This window comes from Peribacillus sp. NPDC097225 (assembly GCF_044761955.1).
Classification (GTDB): domain Bacteria; phylum Bacillota; class Bacilli; order Bacillales; family DSM-1321; genus Peribacillus.
On record NZ_JBIWDJ010000024.1, the window covers coordinates 497 to 1,229 of the forward strand.

The following is a 733-nucleotide window of genomic DNA, read 5'->3' on the forward strand; positions in this document are numbered from 1 at the left end:
CCAACGCTCTGTCGACTGCGCCCGGGGAGTGCAGCTTCGAAAGGTCCACGGCCTCGGCCATCTTCGCCCTGATGCGGCGCGCTCCCGCGGCGGCAGCCTCGACCAGCCAGCTGTTGGCACCCTGGCCCAACTGTAGGAAGGCGAGCTCGGCGGCGGTACGAGGCTTGGGCACCCGGTCGGCGGCGTCGCGGTCTGGGCGGGGTGGGTAGTGGTCGTTGTCGAGGACCGGTGAACCGGGTTGGCCGCGGCGGTGCCGCGCGACTTCGACTGCACCGCCATCATTGTCGACGGCGGTCACGATCAGCTCCTCACCATGGAAGCGGGCCCAGACCCGAGTGTCGATCAACGTGTGCGGCACCGAATACCGCACCCCTTCCACCGAGATCGTCGACTCCCAGTTCACCCGCCGGGTAGTGCCGAACACCGCGGTGAACGGAGATTTCGGCAGCGGATGCAGCCGCTGCAACTCTTCGGCCAGCCGCTCGACCGGCCGCCGCCGAGTAGAGCTGTGGACGCGGGTGTTGACGTCGGTGCAGAACTGCCGGCAAGCCGACTCGAGCTCACCGAAAGAGTGATACTGCTCGCGCAGGTTCACCTCCTTCGGCAACAGGTCGGCTTTGGCGATCCGCACCGTCGCCTCACTTCCTCCCTTCGACTCCGGATCAGCAGGTAAACACGTCCGCAGCGTCGTGCCGTAATGCCGTGCCACCTCCACGATCTCCGGATTGCGGAC

1 pseudogene is annotated in these 733 nt (G+C 67.0%); it reads right to left on the bottom strand.

Annotated features, from left to right (window positions below):
• Positions 1-733, bottom strand: a pseudogene (gene istA, locus ACIQXH_RS20405) (IS21-like element IS1415 family transposase); the annotation flags it as partial.